This is a genomic window from Bacillus sp. EKM202B, assembly GCF_011066025.1.
Lineage (GTDB): Bacteria > Bacillota > Bacilli > Bacillales > Bacillaceae_G > Bacillus_A > Bacillus_A toyonensis.
In genome coordinates, this window is the sequence record NZ_JAAMNK010000077.1 from 1 (window position 1) to 3,243 (window position 3,243).

Sequence of the window (3,243 nt, forward strand, 5' to 3'; positions counted from 1 at the left end):
CATATTATATGGTTAAGTCCTCGATCTATTAGTATTCGTCAGCTCCACATGTCACCATGCTTCCACCTCGAACCTATCAACCTGATCATCTTTCAGGGATCTTACTAGCTTACGCTATGGGAAATCTCATCTTGAGGGGGGCTTCATGCTTAGATGCTTTCAGCACTTATCCCTTCCGCACATAGCTACCCAGCTATGCCCTTGGCAGAACAACTGGTACACCAGCGGTGCGTCCATCCCGGTCCTCTCGTACTAAGGACAGCTCCTCTCAAATTTCCTACGCCCACGACGGATAGGGACCGAACTGTCTCACGACGTTCTGAACCCAGCTCGCGTACCGCTTTAATGGGCGAACAGCCCAACCCTTGGGACCGACTACAGCCCCAGGATGCGATGAGCCGACATCGAGGTGCCAAACCTCCCCGTCGATGTGGACTCTTGGGGGAGATAAGCCTGTTATCCCCGGGGTAGCTTTTATCCGTTGAGCGATGGCCCTTCCATGCGGAACCACCGGATCACTAAGCCCGACTTTCGTCCCTGCTCGACTTGTAGGTCTCGCAGTCAAGCTCCCTTATGCCTTTGCACTCTACGAATGATTTCCAACCATTCTGAGGGAACCTTTGGGCGCCTCCGTTACACTTTAGGAGGCGACCGCCCCAGTCAAACTGCCCACCTGACACTGTCTCCCGGGTCGATAAGACCCGTAGGTTAGAATTTCAATACAGTCAGGGCGGTATCCCACCAGCGCCTCCACCGAAGCTAGCGCTCCGGTTTCAATGGCTCCCGCCTATCCTGTACAAACTGTACCAAAATTCAATATCAGGCTACAGTAAAGCTCCACGGGGTCTTTCCGTCCTGTCGCGGGTAACCTGCATCTTCACAGGTACTATAATTTCACCGAGTCTCTGGTTGAGACAGTGCCCAAATCGTTACACCTTTCGTGCGGGTCGGAACTTACCCGACAAGGAATTTCGCTACCTTAGGACCGTTATAGTTACGGCCGCCGTTTACTGGGGCTTCAGTTCAGAGCTTCGCTTACGCTAACCCCTCTCCTTAACCTTCCAGCACCGGGCAGGTGTCAGCCCCTATACTTCGCCTTACGGCTTCGCAGAGACCTGTGTTTTTGCTAAACAGTCGCTTGGGCCTATTCACTGCGGCTTTCCGTTAAGAAAGCACCCCTTCTCCCGAAGTTACGGGGTCATTTTGCCGAGTTCCTTAACCAGAGTTCTCTCGCACACCTTAGGATTCTCTCCTCGCCTACCTGTGTCGGTTTGCGGTACAGGCACCTTTTATCTCGCTAGAAGCTTTTCTTGGCAGCGGGGAATCAAAGACTTCGCTCCATAAGGAGCTTCCCCATCACAGCTCAGCCTTCACGATAAGCGGATTTGCCTACTTATCAGCCTAACTGCTTGGACGTGCACAACCAATCGCACGCTTCTTCTATCCTTCTGCGTCCCTCCATTGCTCAAACGATAAAGAGGTGGTACAGGAATATCAACCTGTTGTCCATCGCCTACGCCTGTCGGCCTCGGCTTAGGTCCTGACTAACCCTGAGCGGACGAGCCTTCCTCAGGAAACCTTAGGCATTCGGTGGACGGGATTCTCACCCGTCTTTCGCTACTCATACCGGCATTCTCACTTCTAAGCGCTCCACCAGTCCTTCCGGTCTGACTTCACTGCACTTAGAACGCTCCCCTACCACTGATACCATTGGTATCAATTCGCAGCTTCGGTGGTGTATTTAGCCCCGGTACATTTTCGGCGCAGAGTCACTCGACTAGTGAGCTATTACGCACTCTTTAAATGGTGGCTGCTTCTAAGCCAACATCCTAGTTGTCTAAGCAACTCCACATCCTTTTCCACTTAATACACACTTTGGGACCTTAGCTGGCGATCTGGGCTGTTTCCCTCTTGACTACGGATCTTATCACTCGCAGTCTGACTCCTAAGGATAAGTCATTGGCATTCGGAGTTTGACTGAATTCGGTAATCCGATGAGGACCCCTAGTTCAATCAGTGCTCTACCTCCAAGACTCTTACACTTAAGGCTAGCCCTAAAGCTATTTCGGGGAGAACCAGCTATCTCCAGGTTCGATTGGAATTTCTCCGCTACCCACACCTCATCCCCGCACTTTTCAACGTGCGTGGGTTCGGGCCTCCATTCAGTGTTACCTGAACTTCACCCTGGACATGGGTAGATCACCTGGTTTCGGGTCTACGACCACGTACTAAACGCCCTATTCAGACTCGCTTTCGCTGCGGCTCCGTCTCTTCAACTTAACCTTGCACGGGATCGTAACTCGCCGGTTCATTCTACAAAAGGCACGCCATCACCCATTAACGGGCTCTGACTATTTGTAGGCACACGGTTTCAGGATCTCTTTCACTCCCCTTCCGGGGTGCTTTTCACCTTTCCCTCACGGTACTGGTTCACTATCGATCACTAGGGAGTATTTAGCCTTGGGAGATGGTCCTCCCAGATTCCGACGGAATTTCACGTGTTCCGCCGTACTCAGGATACATTCAAGAGAGAACGAAGTTTCGACTACGGGGTTGTTACCCTCTACGACGGACCTTTCCAGGTCGCTTCGTCTACCTCGTTCCTTTGTAACTCCGTATAGAATGTCCTACAACCCCAAGAGGCAAGCCTCTTGGTTTGGGCTAGATTCCGTTTCGCTCGCCGCTACTCAGGAAATCGCATTTGCTTTCTCTTCCTCCAGGTACTTAGATGTTTCAGTTCCCTGGGTCTGTCTTCCATACCCTATGTATTCAGGTAAGGATACCATACCATTACGTATAGTGGGTTTCCCCATTCGGAAATCTTCGGATCAAAGCTTACTTACAGCTCCCCGAAGCATATCGGCGTTAGTCCCGTCCTTCATCGACTCCTAGTGTCAAGGCATCCACCGTGCGCCCTTTCTAACTTAACCAAACTAAAATTAAAAAATATGAGCTACACTGTTATCTAGTTTTCAAAGAACATACATTTATATATGAGAGATAGTTCTCTCAAAACTGAACAAAACGAAACACGGAAACTTATATTGATGAACAGCGTTCATCAATTCTCCATAGAAAGGAGGTGATCCAGCCGCACCTTCCGATACGGCTACCTTGTTACGACTTCACCCCAATCATCTGTCCCACCTTAGGCGGCTGGCTCCATAAAGGTTACCCCACCGACTTCGGGTGTTACAAACTCTCGTGGTGTGACGGGCGGTGTGTACAAGGCCCGGGAACGTA

Annotated in this window: 2 rRNA genes; both read right to left on the reverse strand. The window is 50.9% G+C overall.

The features are described from left to right. Positions 1–8: 8 nt before the first annotated feature. A 23S ribosomal RNA gene (locus tag G9F74_RS29300) occupies positions 9–2,930 on the reverse strand. Positions 2,931–3,075: 145 nt separating this feature from the next. Continuing rightward, positions 3,076–3,243: ribosomal RNA gene (locus G9F74_RS29305) — 16S ribosomal RNA — on the reverse strand; the annotation flags it as partial.